Source organism: Acinetobacter sp. WCHAc060033 (assembly GCF_004209125.1).
GTDB lineage: Bacteria > Pseudomonadota > Gammaproteobacteria > Pseudomonadales > Moraxellaceae > Acinetobacter > Acinetobacter wuhouensis.
Genome location: NZ_SGSW01000002.1, coordinates 108,760 through 127,051, shown reverse-complemented (window position 1 = coordinate 127,051; position 18,292 = coordinate 108,760). Strand labels below are relative to the sequence as shown.

17 protein-coding genes are annotated in these 18,292 nt (G+C 37.4%); 7 read left to right on the top strand and 10 right to left on the bottom strand.

Annotation, left to right across the window (positions count from 1 at the left end):
• Nucleotides 1-29 precede the first annotated feature (29 nt).
• Complete coding sequence (locus tag EXE10_RS01445) at nucleotides 30-1,262, bottom strand: DUF2252 family protein (RefSeq protein WP_130112112.1); 1,233 nt, start codon at nucleotides 1,260-1,262, stop codon at nucleotides 30-32.
• A 185-nt stretch (nucleotides 1,263-1,447) separates the two neighbouring features.
• Here EXE10_RS01445 and yccS point away from each other — a divergent pair, with 185 nt between their 5' ends.
• Together yccS and EXE10_RS01435 are read left to right on the top strand one after the other, a co-directional pair.
• Nucleotides 1,448-3,598 (top strand): YccS family putative transporter, encoded by a 2,151-nt coding sequence (gene yccS / locus EXE10_RS01440; protein WP_130112111.1) that lies wholly within the window; start codon nucleotides 1,448-1,450, stop codon nucleotides 3,596-3,598.
• 133 nt (nucleotides 3,599-3,731) lie between these two features.
• Nucleotides 3,732-4,013 (top strand): DUF3817 domain-containing protein, encoded by a 282-nt coding sequence (locus EXE10_RS01435; protein ID WP_130112110.1) that lies wholly within the window; start codon nucleotides 3,732-3,734, stop codon nucleotides 4,011-4,013.
• A gap of 78 nt (nucleotides 4,014-4,091) precedes the next feature.
• On the opposite strand, the gene EXE10_RS01430 is transcribed toward EXE10_RS01435, so the two are convergent.
• Complete coding sequence (locus EXE10_RS01430; protein ID WP_130112109.1) at nucleotides 4,092-5,333, bottom strand: MFS transporter; 1,242 nt, start codon at nucleotides 5,331-5,333, stop codon at nucleotides 4,092-4,094.
• Nucleotides 5,334-5,661: 328 nt separating this feature from the next.
• Here EXE10_RS01430 and EXE10_RS01425 point away from each other — a divergent pair, with 328 nt between their 5' ends.
• Nucleotides 5,662-6,054 carry a hypothetical protein gene (locus EXE10_RS01425; RefSeq protein WP_130112108.1) on the top strand — a complete coding sequence of 131 codons (393 nt, stop codon included), beginning with the start codon at nucleotides 5,662-5,664 and terminating at the stop codon, nucleotides 6,052-6,054.
• A 57-nt stretch (nucleotides 6,055-6,111) separates the two neighbouring features.
• Here the strand turns inward: EXE10_RS01425 and EXE10_RS01420 are convergent, their stop codons facing one another.
• From EXE10_RS01420 to EXE10_RS01400, 5 genes are all read right to left on the bottom strand, one after another.
• Complete coding sequence (locus tag EXE10_RS01420) at nucleotides 6,112-7,008, bottom strand: pirin family protein (RefSeq protein WP_130112107.1); 897 nt, start codon at nucleotides 7,006-7,008, stop codon at nucleotides 6,112-6,114.
• 101 nt (nucleotides 7,009-7,109) lie between these two features.
• Complete coding sequence (locus tag EXE10_RS01415; protein ID WP_068975089.1) at nucleotides 7,110-8,183, bottom strand: hypothetical protein; 1,074 nt, start codon at nucleotides 8,181-8,183, stop codon at nucleotides 7,110-7,112.
• A 99-nt stretch (nucleotides 8,184-8,282) separates the two neighbouring features.
• Entirely contained in the window at nucleotides 8,283-8,654 is a 372-nt protein-coding gene (locus EXE10_RS01410; protein ID WP_068975088.1) for a hypothetical protein, read from the bottom strand.
• Between the two features lie 77 nt (nucleotides 8,655-8,731).
• Nucleotides 8,732-9,160, bottom strand: coding sequence for a hypothetical protein (locus tag EXE10_RS01405; RefSeq protein WP_130112106.1), 429 nt, complete (start codon nucleotides 9,158-9,160; stop codon nucleotides 8,732-8,734).
• Between the two features lie 147 nt (nucleotides 9,161-9,307).
• Nucleotides 9,308-10,717: an FAD-binding oxidoreductase gene (locus tag EXE10_RS01400; protein ID WP_130112105.1), complete on the bottom strand. Its 1,410-nt coding sequence runs from the start codon at nucleotides 10,715-10,717 to the stop codon at nucleotides 9,308-9,310.
• A gap of 384 nt (nucleotides 10,718-11,101) precedes the next feature.
• On the opposite strand from EXE10_RS01400, the gene serA reads away from it, so the two are divergent.
• Together serA and EXE10_RS01390 are read left to right on the top strand one after the other, a co-directional pair.
• A complete protein-coding gene (gene serA, locus EXE10_RS01395; protein WP_068975085.1) occupies nucleotides 11,102-12,334 on the top strand; it encodes a phosphoglycerate dehydrogenase in 1,233 nt (410 codons plus the stop codon).
• 192 nt (nucleotides 12,335-12,526) lie between these two features.
• The gene (locus tag EXE10_RS01390) at nucleotides 12,527-13,396 is read left to right on the top strand and encodes an EamA family transporter (protein WP_130112104.1); all 870 of its coding nucleotides are present in this window, start codon (nucleotides 12,527-12,529) and stop codon (nucleotides 13,394-13,396) included.
• Nucleotides 13,397-13,453: 57 nt separating this feature from the next.
• Here EXE10_RS01390 and EXE10_RS01385 read toward each other — a convergent pair whose 3' ends face one another.
• Nucleotides 13,454-14,149: a metallophosphoesterase gene (locus EXE10_RS01385; protein WP_228256760.1), complete on the bottom strand. Its 696-nt coding sequence runs from the start codon at nucleotides 14,147-14,149 to the stop codon at nucleotides 13,454-13,456.
• Nucleotides 14,150-14,168: 19 nt separating this feature from the next.
• A complete protein-coding gene (locus EXE10_RS01380) occupies nucleotides 14,169-15,599 on the bottom strand; it encodes a tetratricopeptide repeat protein (protein ID WP_130112102.1) in 1,431 nt (476 codons plus the stop codon).
• 169 nt (nucleotides 15,600-15,768) lie between these two features.
• Here EXE10_RS01380 and EXE10_RS01375 point away from each other — a divergent pair, with 169 nt between their 5' ends.
• Nucleotides 15,769-16,638 (top strand): EamA family transporter, encoded by an 870-nt coding sequence (locus EXE10_RS01375; RefSeq protein ID WP_130112101.1) that lies wholly within the window; start codon nucleotides 15,769-15,771, stop codon nucleotides 16,636-16,638.
• Nucleotides 16,639-16,698: 60 nt separating this feature from the next.
• Here EXE10_RS01375 and EXE10_RS01370 read toward each other — a convergent pair whose 3' ends face one another.
• The gene (locus EXE10_RS01370; RefSeq protein ID WP_068975080.1) at nucleotides 16,699-17,160 is read right to left on the bottom strand and encodes a hemerythrin domain-containing protein; all 462 of its coding nucleotides are present in this window, start codon (nucleotides 17,158-17,160) and stop codon (nucleotides 16,699-16,701) included.
• A 322-nt stretch (nucleotides 17,161-17,482) separates the two neighbouring features.
• Between EXE10_RS01370 and hisIE the strand changes: the two genes are divergently transcribed.
• Nucleotides 17,483-18,268 (top strand): bifunctional phosphoribosyl-AMP cyclohydrolase/phosphoribosyl-ATP diphosphatase HisIE, encoded by a 786-nt coding sequence (gene hisIE, locus EXE10_RS01365; RefSeq protein WP_130112100.1) that lies wholly within the window; start codon nucleotides 17,483-17,485, stop codon nucleotides 18,266-18,268.
• Nucleotides 18,269-18,292 lie beyond the last annotated feature (24 nt).

Sequence of the window (18,292 nt, the reverse complement as noted above, 5' to 3'; positions counted from 1 at the left end):
AATTTTATCCACATTTCTGTTTTTAGATCCTACTTCTCATGCGATAAAGCATAAAGACGGCAATGATTTAGATACCCTGCCTCATGTACACTGATCAACTCGACAATACTACGCCATAACCAAAATGGCGCATCAATCGTTTTTGATTGATTACGTTTTAATTCCTTGATCCAAGAGTTTCGAGCAACATCATCCATTTGTCGTACATGTGCACGTCCAACAACAAATGCCAAATAGAAAGCTAAATTCTGCGCTTCTTGTTCTCCCATCCCTTCGATCTCTAACTTTAAATCTTGCGGTAAAAGCTCTCGGATAAACACTGAGGTATCGAGGAACTTACTTACTCGCATCCGTTCGCCCAAATATGGAGATAAATGTCTTGCACCTTCAACGATACGCAGTGCATTGTCTTTCGGCATAGGCGCATCCGAATATCGAGGAGCAAGCGCTTTAGTGGCTTCTTTTAAATCCATCAAACATAGCCCCTTACCGCGTTGAACTTTGCCATCCATTGAATCAATCAGCACAATGTAACGTAACAAACCCAGTGAACTACACCCTTTCACCCAATATGCTGAATCGAGTACCCTTAACTTAGCATCTTCATCACGTTTTCCAATCATCGTGACAAGATCTTGAAGCTCTGGTCTCTCGAAAACTAAATCTATTTCACTTTGTTCTTTTTTTAACAAAGGCCAAAACTTTTTGCCTAGCGTAATTTCAGGCTCTAAACCACTTAAACGCTCTTCCGCCAAACATTTCCATGTCCGTTTTACGGCTTTCTTCATCACAGTTTGAATCAATAATGGATGCTCAAGCTTATGGCTCAAACGTCCATTACGTTCCAAGGCATGTACATAACCCGCATATAAAGATTCAATCATTTTGGCAGTGATGACACCAGGTAAATCCGAACTCCGTACTGCTGTTGCTAGTGATAATCCTAAGCGAATCAAATCATTGGCGGGATTTCCAATCACTGTCTGATCTAAATCACGGATTTCAATATCAATTTGACCTTTCGCATTGGCAACAGGTCCAAGATTGCCAGTATGACAATCCCCACAAATCCAAATTGCAGGTCCTTGTGGAATTGAGCTAATTTCTGCTTGTTTTAACCAATCATAATACTTCGCTGTATTGCCTCGTACATAAGCATGAATAGAACGCGCCATTTTTAAATTACGACGTTCCACCAACGCTGCATCACGGAACCGAGGAAGTTTTATTTCTGATTTTGACTGACTTGATGATTTTGGCATTTTTATAATTTTGGAAATTTCCGACAACCTATTGTGAATATTTTAGAGCTATTTCGTAAGAGATAAACTGTATATAAAATGTTGATTATTTATCCTTTCTTTTTACATTTCGATAATCAATAAAGCATTTCTACAATGCAGAATTAGGTAAAATACTGACTCAGCCCAACAACCGAACATTCACCGTGAATAGTTATTATCAAATCTTTCAAAATATTAAGTCCAATTCGATCTTAATTTATTGCTTACAGATTTTGATTGTACTGAGTGGTACAACACTTGGGCTGTATTTTCTAGGTTATCACCAATTAATTGTTCCAATTACTCTAGGTGCGATTGCCACTGCGCTGACCGATTTCGATGACCGGCTCAGTATTCGCTTAAGAAACCTCGCCTTTGTCTGCATCCTATTTTTCACTGTTAGTAGTATTCTCGATTTTCTCTATCCTTATAAAATTTTATTTTTAATTTATTTATCACTGTCCAGTGGCTTATTTATACTCATGGGTGCACTGGGGCAACGCTATGCAACCATATCATTTGGCACGGTTTTATTGTCCATTTACACCATGTTTGGGCTAGGTGAATATTCTGAATGGTACCAACAGCCCACTTATTTTGTGATGGGTGCTTTATGGTATGGCTTTAGCTCGATTATTTTCTATTTGCTTAAACCCACACAAGCAGTACAAGATAATTTATCCAATAGTTTCAGTAACCTTTCTGAATTGCTCATGTGTAAGGCGAAATTATTTGACCCTGACAATACTCAAAATGTTGAACAACTTTTATATGACTTGTCCTTACAAAACAGTATTGTGGTACAAAGTTTAAATAGCACTAAAGCATCCTTACTCACTCGTCTGAAAGCCTCACGTGCCAATAAAAATACCATCTACTGGTTAAATTTATATTTCCTTGCTCAAGATATTCATGAGCAAGCGACTTCCAATTATTTACATTATGAAAAAATTCAGCAAAATTTTAGTCGTACCGATTTAATTTATCGCATACAAAAAAATGTCCGCTTACAAGCCATTAATTGTCTAAAATTGGCAGAATTTATTTTAAATCGACAAAGCTTTCAAACCAATCCAGACAATGCCTTAGCTTTAGAAAATTTACACAGTTCCATGTATGAGTGGATCCAACAAAATCCACACAATCTTGAAGTTAAAAATCTACTCTTGGTCTTAAAAAATCTAAAAAATGTACAAGATCAATTTATTAACCTGAGTATAGAGCAAAATAATTATCAACAAAGTTATAGCCTACATCGAGATAACTTGAATTTATTGGATGATGATATTCACGGCGTTCAAGATTTATGGCTCAAGATTAAGCAACATTTAACCCCAAAATCTGCGTTGTTTCGTCATTCAGTACGAATCGCTTTTGTTTTTGCTGTGGGCTATAGCATTTCCTTGCTGCCTTTTGCAAAAAATGGTTATTGGATTTTACTCACCAGTCTATTTGTCTGCCAAATCAGTTACTTTGCCACCAAAAGTCGTTTAAAACTGAGAACTCTAGGAACAGTGTTGGGTGTAGTACTGGGGATTCCGATTCTCTACTTCGTACCCAGCATTGAAGGACAGTTGGTACTCACTATTATCTTCGGTGTGTATTTTTTCTATTTGCGTTCAAAAAAATATGCCATGGCTACGCTCATGGCAACCATGATGGTTTTGCTGATTTTCAATTTAAAAGGTGCAGGTTATGCCATCATTTTACCTAGAATTATCGATACGCTCTTAGGTTGTTTGATCGCTTGGTTTGCCGTCAGTTTTATTTGGCCAGATTGGAATTTCCGTGATATTTCCAACAATATTCGTAAAAGCAGTAAAGCCACTTTGGATTATTTTGATGCTGTGGTTGAGCAATACCAACACGGACGAAATAACAGTGTTGATTATCGTAAAGCTCGTCGTGCTGCGCATAATGCACAGATTGAATTATCCAGTATGATTTCGAGTTTGAGTACTGAACCGAATCCAAATCAAGATCTTATTCACAATGCTTTCCGTTACTTGGTGTATAGCCATAGCCAACTCAGCTATATTTCTGCACTGGGTAGCCACAGAGACGCCATACAAGACCCACATATTTTAGCCCTGATGCTCTGGTGCAAACAGACTTTAAATGATGTATTACTCAATCAAAATCTGTTGAATGAACCCGAGATCAATGAAAAATTGTCTGAGATTCAATTACTCAGTGATCAAGAAAATTTATCTGATGAATTATTACTGGTACTCAAGCAAATTAGTTTATTGCTCGAAACCTTACCTGAGTTGTTAAAACTTAAAACCAATCTGTTGGCTTTAGAAATTAAATAATTGATGTTTGAAACAGCATCAAAATCATATTTTATATTTCGTTGGATGTAGATGACATTTCAGGCAAAAATTATTCGACTTTTCATTTTATTCAGATAGACTCAATTGCTCATTCTCATTTGACGAAGTGACCATGAATATCAAAACCTTACGTATTGTCGGTTTTCTTGAAGGGCTTTCTTTTCTTCTCCTGTTATTTATTGCGATGCCTTTAAAATATATTTGGGGTAATCCTATGCTAGTTAAATACGTCGGCATGGGACATGGCGTGCTATTTATCGCCTTTCTTGCTGTTTTATTTGTTGTTTGTGAAAAGCAAAAATGGTCTATTAAAATGTTTATTTTCGGTTTAATTGCTTCAATTTTACCGTTTGGACCTTTTGTTTTTGATCATAAATTAAAGAAGTTTGAATAATAATTCCGCTAATAAGTCCCCCTCCTTTCAGGAGGGGTTAGGGGAGGTGATTCAAAGAATCTAGTCAGAGCTTTCCTCTTAAAACTCACCATTGGCTTTGCGCTGTTGCATAACCCCTTTCAAAATTCCACGTGGAACCGTGAACCATAGAGCGATCAAAGCAAAACATGAAATCGCGTATGCCCACAGGTGAAAATACTCATACAGAATACGAATAATTTCAATCACCACGAAAAATGTCATCATTAACAACACTGATACTGCTGCGGCAACAGTGCCTTTCGACACTTCAGAAGACATTAACGCGAAACGATAAAGCACTGAAAAGCTAATCCCTTCACCAAAGCTGACTAAAGTCATGCCTAAAATGACACAGTAAAGAAAGTATTCTCTCCAGATCGTACCAATAACGACAATTACCGTTCCAAGTAGCATCAGTGGTAAACCGATCAAAACGGTACGACCTAAAGCCAAACGATCGACCAATTTAATCAGTACGATATTGCCAACGATTAAACCACCCAAAACTGGGAACTGTGCTAAACCATATTGCAAACTACTTAGCCCAAGTTCTTCGACGAGCATGACAGGTGATAAGGCAATCCATAGCATCAGTGGCATTGCCACCATCGGCATACCTAGAGTTAAACCGAGAAAAGTCTTATTTTTAAAAACTTTTTTATAGTCATCCCAAATATAGCTCATTGGTTGTTTAGGAATACTGATTTGATTATTCGGCATTTTGGCTTTTAAACCAAACCAACTCAGAAAAGCCAAAAAGGCAATGCCAATAAAGCCCCAATGCCATGACACATGATCAATCAGTGCCGCACCGACCACTGGACCAATCAATGGTGCAAGTAGGGAAATATTTGCCATGAGTGCCATGACTTTAATGGCATCACGTTCTTCAAAGGTTTCTTGAATCGCCGCATAACCTGCTGAAGCAATCACGGATAAGCCAAAACCTTGAAGGAATCTTAAAACTAAAAAGCTTTCAATATTCCCAGTCAATAGAATGAGTAAACAGGTAATGACGAAGAACGCCACACCACCCAATAATACTTTTTTACGCCCGATTCGATCGGACAACGGCCCCATAATCCCAGCGACACAAGCGCCACCGAGCAGGTAAAATGACATCGATGATGGTGCCCACGCACTGCTCACACCAAACTCTTTGGTGATCGCAAGCATCGCTGGCTGAATCAAATCATTGCCGATATACACTGAAAATTCGAATAATACCAAGGCCAATGGAAACATCAGCGTAGCACGACTCAAACTTAAGTTTTGTCCTTGTTGTACTGAATTTTTCATGACTTTCTACATATCTTTCATCATGTTTGGATGACTTGAGCAATTTTCAGGGAGAAAAATACCGTCACACTGCAAACAAGCGTGTTAAACACTAACTTTTAAAATTAAATTGTGGAGTTTGCTTTGAGAGAAAGCGAGTTGAACACCGTATTCACAAGGTGTCTAGAACATATAATATTTGTGAGAATTGACTGAATGGGCACTGTGAAATGAATGTATCCTAAATTCAGTGAGCACAGTCTAACACATGCGCTTTTCATGTCAAAGTTGAACATTTTTTATTCTTAAGATATTCTAAATTCTCTATAAATAGATATGAATAATTTAAATGAAAAATAAAAACCCTGTCGTCATGATCATTATTGGTATTGTTTTATTCCTTATTGGTGGTGGTCTTTATTTCACAAGCTCCAAGCCCAATATCAGCGCAGAAGACCAAGCACGTTGCGAAAGTTTAGTTCAACAAAAATATGGTGAAAGTTCCAGTTCTATCATTGACAGTTGTAAAACTGACACTGGTTTTGTTGCGATGATGGATGCTCAAGCTGGTGGTGTTACTTCAGCTGAAGATACCGCAAAAGCCATTAGTTCTGCCAATAATCAAGAACTCGGCTTAGGCTTCTTCGGTAAATTCTTAACAGGTTTATGTGTCGGTATTGGTATTGCGATGATCATCAAAGGTTTTATTGCTCTGAGAAATAAAGCCAATCCAACTGCTTAATTAAACTTAAATGACTTCTAAAGCATGCGGTTACACTAATCACATGCTTTAACGGATTTATTCATCTTCTAAGACTTTGGATTTGATGAATGTGCCATTTTTAATGTCATCAAAAGCTTCCAGAATTTCATCATAAGTATTCATGACAAATGGGCCATGACCATTGATCGGTTCTTGTAATGGCTTGCCTGTTAGAAGTAATAATTTACAGTGTTGCAAAGCAGTGATTTCAAAGTCTTGTTCAAGGTTCGACATCACGGCAAGTGATTGTTCTTCAAATATTTCATCTTCGGGTTGAAATTGTGCTTTGCCTGAACGCAAATACACAAGCGTGGTATCCCCTGCCCCTGCGGGTAGCGTTACGGTTTGCCCTGCTTGGATTTCAATATCTAAAACATTGAGTGGTGAATGTACTTTTGCAGGCCCTTGATGTACTTCATTGTTTTCATCCACATACGTTCCTGCAATGACTCGTAATGTTCCTGCCGATTTTGGTAGTTCGACCACGGGAATATTGGCTTTACGCAGACTTTGATAGCGTGGTGGATTCATTTTGTCTTTGGCAGGTAAATTGACCCACAGTTGCACCATTTCAAAGTATCCACCTTGCTTGGAGAATGCTTCGCTAAAGACTTCTTTGTGTTCTACGCCTGAAGCTGCGGTCATCCATTGCACATCGCCTGCTGAGACAATTCCACCTCCACCTGTTGAATCTCGGTGTTCGAGTTCTCCTGAAAAGATTAAGGTAACGGTTTCAAATCCTCGGTGTGGATGTTCGCTTACACCTTTACGTAAATTGGTTGGTTTTAAAATGCCTGGACCTAAGTGATCAAGTAAGAGGAATGGTGAAACGGTATTGCCCAATTCATAGTGTGAAAAGACTGAAAGCACTGGATAAAAATCGCCAATGGCAAAGCGGGTATCGTTGCGATGGATAAAGGCAAGGGTTTTCATATTGTTATACTGATGAGTTTTGATTCTTAAAGATAGCCTATCAAGTCTTTGGATTCGATAGGCTTTATGAGTTTCTGTGTTGCAGATTTAGAATGCCAGAGTTACTCAATAGATTTTTTTACTTTTAAAGCTTCTGCTAATGCCTTATTTGCTTCAGTGAGTAATTTAATTTGCTCGACAGAATGATCAAAATTTTGATTAGACTCAATATAAAGCTCTTGTCCAAAGAACCGATCAGCCAAATGTTTACGGAGTTCTAGACGATCTTCATCTTTGAGTTCACTTACATAAAGTGGAAAAGATGCAAGTTCGGTACCTATCATCCTTGCTTTGTATGCAACTTTACGATGTTTTGAAGATTCTTTTGTTAAATACCAAGCAGGAGTGGTTAAACTAAAGAGCATAAGAATACGAAGTAGACTGTCTATACCAAATGGTATCTCAATAAAGTTACTATCTCTTAAATGATTCCAATTTTGAATAGAGATATTGAAGAAGCACAATAATAAAATAATTCCTACACTACAGAAAATATATAAAGCCCAATTTCTATAATTATTCGCTATAGTCATTTCTTCCTTATAAATATCCACATACAATTTTTCAATTTCGCCATTAGTTACTTTGTCTGTAATTTTATTTAATATTTCTTTCTTATTTTTTAATTCTTCAATCATTTTAGCAGCTTGTTCATAAGAATCTATTAATTCTTGCCGTTCTTGACTAATTTCTAAAATTTGATTGTTTACTTTCCTAAGATCATTGTGAGAATTTTTTAGACCAATAGCTAATTCCTCTGAGAGGTGAATATATTTTAATCTGTTTTGTAAAACCTCTTCAAAATCTATTTCATATCCCTGAAAAGTAGCTGACTGCGATCTTACAGTGACAATTTGTGATAATATTTTTTTGCATAATTCATCTATTGTAGGTAATTGATTATCCTGAAAGATATTCTTAGAATTTCTAAAAATAGAAGCTAAGTCAAATAATGCAGTATTACTTTCAAGTTTATAGAAATAGCGCCATTTCTTATCTGGATCATCAAATTCTTTTAAAATTTTTATGACATTCGTATAATTTTCTAATTCAGCTAGTGAATATTGCTCGCTTAAAAAATTTAAAGAGACATATATTTCTTTTATCGCATCAGAAATACTCTTATTCAAATTCATTTACTAAAACCCCAAAAATGGAAAAAGTGCATCAAAATTAATACACTTTTATGAAACATAATTACTTAATTTACAATAATTATTTTAAAAAATTACCTATCAAGCACACTTCGCTTTTTGGAAAGTCTTGGTATTTTTCCCACGATAGCATTGATATTCCTTTTGTGTATCTACACGCTTCCACTGACCATCAACATTTTTAAAACTATATACTGTACGGATCGAACGAACCGAATCATCCATCAAACCTGTTTCAGTCAACTTCACTTCCGCTACCGTCGGATTTTCTACTTTGTTAAAATACTGACGTAACTCAACTGTTGCCAAATTCTTACGCAGATCAGAACGCTCATTTAAAACCTGATCTAAAGGTGTGCTGCCACCACCGACCTTATTCACTAAATTTTGAGTCGTCGCACAACCCGATAAAACACCCAAACACAGCGCAGAAATTACAACTAAACGATTCATATTCTTAAATTCCATACTTAACTTACGACTAAATTTTGCCTTAATTCCTCATTTTACAATAGTCGTGCTTTGTAGTCTTAACGAATCGAATCATGCGGTGTAAAAGCAAACTTTAACCAATAAAAGGAAATAACCAGCAACCCAAAAACAAATTTGTCAAAATGCATGACCACCTCATAAATGATTGGAAAACTTGAAAGAAGAATCAACCAACGACCATAATTTTTAAACGCCCCATTGCCTTTAAAATAATAAATAATGCAACTCCAGCTCATCACGATAAAGCCAATCGCAAGTGCATACAGGCGCTTTCCATGTGCTTGAACAATTTCTTGCTCTTGGTAACTTTCAGGATTTAAGCTGTACTTGACTAAAAAGTAAATTAAACCAGCCGTCATAAATATTGTCAGTGGTAAATAACGTAACAACAATCTGAGAGAATGATCAAATGCTTTACGCCTTTGCTTGGATTGGTCTGTTTCAAGCTTAATTCTTATTTTATCCATGGTGATGTTCTTTTAATATTTTTGTTTGATTTCGAACAGCTAAAAAAAGCGCATTCTATTGAATACGCTTTTTAACACAAATCTATGCGATTACAAAATGAATGAACCGCACGATGTCTGAATCAAATAACTTAAAAATTAAACCAATTAAAGATCAAACAATTTACCTGGGTTCATTACACCATTTGGATCGAACACTTTTTTCAACGCTTTCATATATTCGATTTCTTCAGCAGAACGAGTGTAGTCCAAATATGGCTTTTTCGTCATACCCACACCATGTTCAGCCGAAATAGAACCATCATATTTCTTCACAGTTTCAAACACATATTTATTCACCACCTGACATTTAGCAAAGAACTCATCTTTAGATAAATTTTCAGGTTTTAAAATATTTAAGTGCAAGTTACCGTCACCGATATGACCGAACCAGCAGATTTCAAAATCAGGATAATTACTTTCTACAATTGCATCAATTTCTTTAATAAATGCAGGAACATGCGTAATCAACACTGAAATATCATTTTTATACGGTGTAAATGGTGCAATCGTTTCAGAAATATCTTCACGTAAACGCCATAAGCTTTGAACTTGTTCAAGGCTTTGACTCATCACACCATCAAGTACCCAACCTTGTTCCATGCAATGCTCAAAGATTTCCATCGCTGCATCCATGATTGGCTCATACGGCGCTTCAAATTCAAGCAATACATAGAATGGGCATTCTGTTTCAAACGGACGTTGTACATGACCACGATCTAAAACTTTTTGCATTGCCAATTCGCCAAAGAATTCAAATGCAGTTAAATCAATTTTGCTTTGGAATGCATGAAGTACAGGCATGATCGCATCAAAATCTGGCACACCTAAAACTAAAACTTGTAGGTCATGTGGCGCACGTTCAAGTTTAATTTCAGCTTCAGTGACTAAACCTAAAGTTCCTTCACCGCCAATGAATAAATGCTGCATTGCGTAACCAGTCGCATTTTTAATCATGCCTTTATTTAAACGCAGTACATCACCTTTACCTGTTACCACAGTCAAACCAAGTACCCAGTTACGTGTCATGCCGTATTTGATGACTTTGATACCGCCCGCATTGGTACCAATATTTCCGCCGATTTGAGAAGAACCCGCAGATGCAAAATCCACTGGATAATACATGCCCTGTTCTTCAGCATAATTTTGCAATTGTTCAGTCACTACACCCGCTTGGATACGCACCATACGATCCGCAGGATAGAATTCTAGAATTTGGTTCATCTTGTCAAAACTAATGACAATTTCACCATTGGCAGCCACAGCACCAGCAGACAAACCTGTACGACCACCAGACGGTGTAATCGCAACATTAAACTGATTGGCTAATTTAACAATCGCTTGCACTTGTTCTGTGCTCGATGGAAAAACGATGACCGAAGGATTCGGGTCAAAATGCTTGGTATGGTCTTTACCCCAATTTTCTAAACTGTCAGCATCTGTTTTTATACGGTTTTCACCAACAATCTGCGTCAATTGGGTCAATAATTCGGGTGCTATCGTAACTGGAGCATTCATCGTTTTGCGGACCTAGCAAGAAGTAAAAGAGAGGTTGTAGCGCTACAACTTTCGATATTTTAAACCAGTACATGAAAGTTTTTCGCAAATTTTCATGGTTTAAATCATTAACAATACCGATTTTTCAGTCATTTTAGCCAAATGACTGCTCAGGATAAAGCACAGATTTGAATTTGATTATCCACACTTTGTGTATGATCAATTCAACAACAATATTAAAAATCAATAAATTAGAAAAAAACCTGTAATCTATTTGATTTATATATAATGCTTATCAGAAATCGTAGATAAAATATCCGTCGATACTGTCATAACGAAATATCTATAGAACCATGTATATGGTATCATACTGCGACTAAATTTGGCCTTTGTAGCGGAGCCGTAATGAGCCAACATCTTTCACTACCTAAAGATAAAATTCGTTTCTTGTTGTTAGAAGGCGTTCACCAAAACGCAATCGACACTTTAAATGCTGCTGGATATACCAACATCGATTTCCGTAAAACTGCGCTTGAAGGTGAAGCGTTGAAAGAAGCGGTTAAAGATGCACACTTCATTGGTATTCGTTCCCGTACGCAATTAACCGAAGAAATCTTTGAAGCTGCGAATAAATTGATCGCAGTCGGTTGTTTCTGTATCGGAACCAACCAAGTGAATTTAAATGCAGCCATGATTCGTGGTATTCCTGTATTTAACGCACCATATTCAAATACGCGTTCAGTTGCTGAACTTGTACTTGCTGAAGCGATTCTTTTACTTCGTGGCGTACCTGCGAAATCAGCATCAACTCACCGCGGTGGTTGGAACAAGTCTGCTGTAGGTTCGTTTGAAACTCGTGGTAAAACTTTAGGTATCGTGGGTTACGGCTCAATCGGTTCTCAACTTTCAGTTTTAGCTGAAAGCATGGGTATGCATGTGATTTATTATGATGCAGTCACTAAACTTCCGATGGGTAATGCACGTCAAGTGGGTTCACTTGATGAACTTCTTGCCAATGCTGATGTGGTAACACTTCATGTTCCTGACGTTCCTTCTACAAAGAACTTCTTCGCAAAAGAACAATTTGCGAAAATGAAAGAAGGTTCTATCTTCTTGAACGCTGCACGTGGTACATGTGTTGTGATCGAAGATTTAGCTGATGCAATTAAATCAGGTCATATTGCTGGTGCAGCAGTTGACGTATTCCCTAAAGAACCTAAAGCAAACGGTGAAGAATTTGTTTCTCCACTTCGTGGCTTAGACAACGTGATCTTAACACCTCACGTAGGTGGTTCGACTATGGAAGCGCAAGCGAACATCGGTCTAGAAGTTGCTGAAAAATTTGTTGCTTACTCAGATAAAGGGATGACTTTATCTGCTGTGAACTTCCCTGAAATCGCACTTCCATTGACTGAAGGTAAACACCGTTTACTTCACATTCATAAAAACGTGCCAGGCGTTCTTTCTAAGATCAACAACTTGTTCGCTGAACACGGTATCAACATCTCTGGTCAGTCTTTAATGACTAAAGGTGATGTCGGTTACTTAGTGATGGACGTTGATGCAACTGCATCTCAAGAAGCACTTGATACACTTCATGAAGTTGAAGGCACAATCCGCGTTCGCGTATTGTTCTAAGACTCATTGATGTTAAAAACCACAGGTTTTGCCTGTGGTTTTTTTATGTTTAAATTTTAACAATGAGTCAAATTATGATCATTATTTTCACTAATTCTCACCTATTCATCTGATTTAGAAGGTATGATCTAAGCTGATTACAACTTCCAATATCGTTCATATTTTAAATAAATATCAACTGATCAGACTCCAATGCCAAATCTCAAAAATGCCCCACATTTCCAAGCCTTGATCTTACTGTTCATTGCGATGATCAGTATGCAAAGTAGTGGTGCACTCGCCAAAATCCTGTTTGATCAATTTCCTGTACTGACCATTTCCGCAATGCGTTTATTACTCGGCTCTTTGATCTTGGCGATCATCTTTAAAATTTGGCAAGCTGATTTTAAACAAGTGAAATGGAAAGCGATTATTAGCTACGGCATCGCTTTAGCTGGGATGAATGCGTTGTTCTATTTATCCATTGCACGTATTCCCTTGGGCATTGCCGTTGCTTTTGAATTTATTGGCCCACTCAGTGTGGCGCTGTTCCATGCACGACAACGCTTTGATTTTGTTTGGGTTGGATTGGCAATCTTAGGACTGATTTTACTGTTTCCATTTCAACAAGCTTCACAAAGTTTAGACCCAATTGGAATTGCCTTTGCACTCGGTGCAGGTGCATGTTGGGCGCTGTATATTATTGCAGGGCAACGACCTTCGGGCGTTTCAGGCAATCATACTGTCTGTTTAGGAATGTTTATTGGCATGCTTTGCCTTATGCCGATTGCGCTATTTTCAGGAATGCCGTTGAATGTTTTTGAGCCCTCAAATTTGATTTATTTTATTGCTTTGGCAATTTTAGCGAGCGCCCTGCCTTTCTCTTTAGAAATGATTGCTCTAAGAAATTTATCAGCACTGAGTTTTGGAACTTTGATGAGCTTAGAGCCTGCAATTGCGGCACTTTCAGGCTTTATTTTCTTAGGTGAACAATTGCTTTGGACACAGTGGCTGGCTTTAGCAACCATTATCAGTGCGTCGATTGGTTGTACGGTGACGACACAAAGAGCGAGAAAAGCATAACTTGATAATAAAGTTATTGATAAATAATGTATAATTTTTAAAATTTATATTTAATCTTTATCTAACAAGCACTTGCTCTTCAATCGGTAGACTTTGATCTATTTCCACAATCGTTAACTCACCACCAAAACAAGCACCTGTATCGAGATAATAACAATTGTCTTTTCGAGTGACAAAATCCACCACAGTATGACCGAGAAAAATCTGATCAATGCCAGATACAGTTGAATACTTTAAGAAACGACGATTTTTAATTCGTCCTCTGCCCCATAAAGCAGACTCACGGCTTTTAGACTGAATGGCAACTTTGAATTTATCCCAATCATTCAGATCAATATCTGCATGGACAAAACCATATTTTTTATTTTGATAATCAACTTCTAAAAGCAACGGAACACGTTGCAGTCTTTCAATAATTTGCTTTTGCTGTTCTATACTGAGTTGATAAAACCATTTTCCACCATGCTGTGCATGTAGATTTGCCATTGATGGTTCAACATGAGAAAGCAAACACATTTCCTCATGATTGCCTAAAATTGCTTTAAACCACGGTTCATCCAGTAAATTTAGACATTTTAAGCTGTCAGGGCCACGATCAACCAAGTCCCCAACAGCAATGAGCATATCTTGCTGAAAGTTAAATTGTATCTCTGCAAGCTTTTGTATCAGTTGATCATAACAACCATGCAAATCACCCACCACAAATAAGCGTCCTTTGTGGTGGGTATACTGCTCAATCAAAGGTACATTCAAAACAGAGATTACCTATATTCTAATATTCAATTGAAGCCGCTTCGATATGTTGATTCTCTTTTGCTAAATCCAAATATTTCGTAGCAGTCTTCTTATTCTTACGAACACCTAGACCATCGCGATAGATTTTGAATAATTCAAAATATGCATCCACATCCCCTTGATCAGCCGCTTCAACGAATAAAGTTGCACTTTGTTTTAAATCTTCTTTAACCAGCTTACCATCACGGTAAAGTTGCGCTAACAGAAAGAAAGCACGTGGCACATTCAACGCTTTGGCTTTATTTAACCAATACAATGTTTGTTCAGCATTTTCTTGACGTTGTTGATAAATCGACATACACAACATTGCTTGTACATGGGCTTTATCTGCTGCTGCATTTAACAATGGTAAATGATGCTCGTGTTCCAAAGGTAACAACATCGCCAATTCAAACTGTGCATCCGTATGATTTTGCATGGCTGCACGCTCTAACCAAGAAACACCTTGCTCAATATTTTTCTCAGCACCAATACCATAACGTAAACATTGTGCTAAAGAATATTGCGCAGGCACATTCCCTGCCACTGCAGCATGCGTCAACAATTCAAAAGCCAAAGTTGTATATTCTTTCTGTTTTTGTTCAGTTTTAACTGTTTCAGCATCTTTCAACAAAGTCACTGCTGCAAGATAAGCGGATTCGACATGCCCATTCTTCGCAGCTTTGAGTAAAAACTCTTGTGCAATTTTAGCATCACCATTGGCACTTTTTTGTTCGATCAAAGCACGTACATAACATCCAAATGGGTCATTGGCTTCTTGGGCAATGTTGGCATATTTGAACGCAGCATCTACCTTATTGTGTGTTAAATAACTGAATGCCAATAACGCACTTGCAAAACTATCATTTTCAGCAATGATCAATAAATCATTTTGAACTTTAATCGAATCAAACTCTGGATATTCAACGCAGAATTTCAAACTATTTTGATGCTTATTTTTAATATAGTTTTCCACCAATAATTGATAAGCAGCAGTTTTATCTTGCTGTAGTTTATGCTGCGCATGTAAAAAAATTGCCTCAGGCTGATTTAACTCTACTGCGTGTTGCAAGTGCATTAACCCTTGGGCTTGAGACAATTGATCCGTAGAGTTATTTAAACCTAAATATGCGAGTTCTAAATGTGCCAAACCGTGATTGAGCTGTGCACCATGTTGAAAAAATAAAATCGCAGCTTGAATGCTTTGATTGACATAGTGCCCCAAGACATGCCACTGCCCCAGTAAAGTACTGGCTGGTGCAAAACCTTGATTTGATGCATTGACCAATAAGTCAACACGTGCTTGAGCTTCTTGCTCGGTCTGTGCATACCCCTGTTGTTCTTTTTTAAATACTTCTACATACCATGTTTCAGCTTGACCTAATTCATTTGACTTTAATTCTACGATTTTTTGGGTATTACCTGACATCTTCTATTCCTAACACATGTGCCATTACAACTATATTTATCCCCATCTTACAGAGGTGTTATGAGAATCACAAAGAAAAATATCACCTGAATATTCATATATTTTCAAAATACCGACAGAATTTGCAAAAAGTGCTAAAATTTTTGAGTCACTTTTCTACACGATTGATATGCCAAATTCTCAACTTATCGCTGTACTGTTCATGGTCTTATCGATGGTGTCTTATCAGATCAGTGCATCATTTGCCAAACAACTTTTTCTAGTTTTAGATCCTCTCACAGTCGTTACACTTAGGCTTTGTTTTGCTTCTATTTTAATTGTCTTGATGTTCCGTTCATGGAAAATTATCAAACGCTTACCCTATTTAAAATGGAAAAACTTATTATTCTATAGCGGTTCAGTCTGCTTGATGAATGTATTGTTTTATGCCTCTTTAGGTAAATTGCCTCAGGGAATCGCCGTAGGGCTTGAGTTTTTAGGACCTTTAACGCTTGCATTACTCTCGATCAAACAAAAAAGTGACTATATCTGGGTTTGTTTAGCGATCTTTGGTATTGCATTGATGGTGCCTTGGCAAGATGCAACAGCGCAAAATTTTTCTTATATTGGTGCTGCATTTGCCCTCGGTGCTGGGGTTTGTTGGGCAATCTATATTTACTACGGTCAAAAGGTTGTTCGCCAAAATATCGGGATGCATGCGCTCAGTATTGCCATTATTCTATCCGCAATGGTGCTATTACCGATCAGTGCAGTACACAACCCCGACGCTTTATTACAAACCCAATATTGGGGTAAAGCATTACTCATCGCACTGCTCGCAACCGCAATTCCTTATGCACTCGACCTACTTGCCTTAAAACGACTCAGTAAAATGAGCTATGGCACACTGTCTAGCTTGTCCCCTGCACTGGCAGTTGTTTCTGGAATGCTCTTGCTCAATGAACATATCACCACTGTGCAAATGGTCGCTTTGGTCTGTATCATGCTTGCTTCGATCGGGGTGACATTTAGAGCAAAAAATACCGAACAAGGCGATTGAGTTAAACATACTTTTGCAATGTTTTGATCAAGATATTGATCGGTTTAAGTCAAAAAAATATTAACCCGTTAAACTGGTTTTATCCTTTGCTTTATATTTTTTATATTCTGTTAAATATTTCTTGGCCAAAGTCTGTTTTTGTTGATCATCAAAAATCTTTCCAGCTTGCTGAAAAAAGCCACGCTCTTCTTCTTGTAAGTGATGATGTACTGTTTCAGACAATTTCTTGGCTAATATTAACCAACGAGAATGACTCAAATCAGTCTCAGCAAGTTGCTCCAGCAATTCATCCATAAGATGATGTTCAGCCAAAGCATGACGGCTAATGTTTAACCCAGAATCCGTCATCATTAAAGGAATATAAAAATAACGATCTTCAGCGACTGCATGCGCAAATAGCTCATTTTTCAATAAAATAAAAAGTTGCTTCCGTTCAGGTGTATTGCCTGCTGTTTGCGTCAACTGTTCTGCTAATTTTTTTTGTATTTCATGGCTTTCTCGCAAAGCCTCAAATATATTCATCAAACATCCTCTTTTTTTTAATTCAATCGTCTTCTATGCACAACCCTGCTAAATTAAGATGCGTAAATAAACGATCATAGAGGACTCGCAAAAAAATACCTCGTAAATTTTCAATATATTTGTATCAAAAAATTGAACAGCTTTGACATATATGGACTAAGAAATCGAGAGCACCAAACATGATCTCAAAATTTCACTGGGTGCTAAAGATTAAATAATTTCCAAGATTTTCCGCAAATCATTTCAAATCACGTAAACTATAGACCTCTACGATGTCAACGTAGCGCTCAAACCTTTTAAATGAATAACTTGGTGAAATCCTATGAACAACTTGCAATGGCTCGATGAAGTAAAATTTAACGAACAAGGACTTATTCCTGCTATTGCACAACATCATCAAACAGGGCGTATTTTGATGGTGGCATGGATGAACCGTGAAGCACTGCAACTCACTGCTGAAAAAATGCGTGGCGTATATTTCTCACGTTCACGTAATAAATTGTGGTTCAAAGGCGAAGAGTCTGGACATTTTCAAACCGTTTATGAAATCCGCTTAGACTGCGATGCAGATGTGATCGTATTACAAATCGAACAAGAAGGTGGCATTGCTTGTCATACAGGTCGTGAGTCTTGTTTCTATCGCAAACTCACACCAAATGGTTGGGAAATTGTCGATGCTCAACTTAAAGATCCGAATGCAATTTATGGCGAAAAGGCTTCAACCAATCCACATACCCTTGCAATGAATGCTTCAAATGCACAATCTGAACAAGTTGAAGTCTTGGATTACTTAGGCAAAATGATGGCTGAACGTAAATCTGCCGATCCTGAATCATCTTATGTTGCCAAGCTTTATCACAAAGGCTTAAACAAAATCCTGGAAAAAGTCGGTGAAGAAAGTTTTGAAACTGTGATTGCAGCCAAAGAATATCAAGCACATGCCAATGAAGACAATAAAAACGATTTAATCTACGAAGTGGCTGATATATGGTTCCATACCATTGTGATGTTGGGTTATTTCGACCTTGATGTGCAGTTGGTTTTAAATGAATTGGCTCGTCGTCAGGGACTTTCAGGCTTGGTTGAAAAAGCCAATCGCGATCATTAATTTTGATTCATTTGAAATAAAAAT